General features: G+C 62.7%; 1 protein-coding gene. It reads right to left on the bottom strand.

The genetic code is table 11. From position 1 onward, the window contains the following. Positions 1-279 (bottom strand): CBS domain-containing protein (locus EN824_RS34925; protein WP_135933253.1); only part of this gene is annotated, 279 nt, incomplete at both ends.

The following is a 279-nucleotide window of genomic DNA, read 5'->3' on the forward strand; positions in this document are numbered from 1 at the left end:
GCGAAACTGCTCGAGCAATCGGCGATCGGCCACGCCAATCACTGCGCCGTCACGCACTACTGGGCACGCGCGCCGGCTCTGCTTCGCGCCGAAGAACTGTTCGAGCGCCGCGCCGACTGTCATGTCGGCTTCGATAGAGTCCACCGCCGCCGTCATCACTTCATCCACATGATGCCGTTCCAACGGATCGACGCCGTATTCGCGGTAGATGTGATAGCCGCGCCGGGCGATTTTTTCGGTCATGATCGAGCGGCGCATGGTCACCGTGGCAAAGCCGTG

This window comes from Mesorhizobium sp. M8A.F.Ca.ET.181.01.1.1 (assembly GCF_004792025.1).
Taxonomy (GTDB): domain Bacteria; phylum Pseudomonadota; class Alphaproteobacteria; order Rhizobiales; family Rhizobiaceae; genus Mesorhizobium.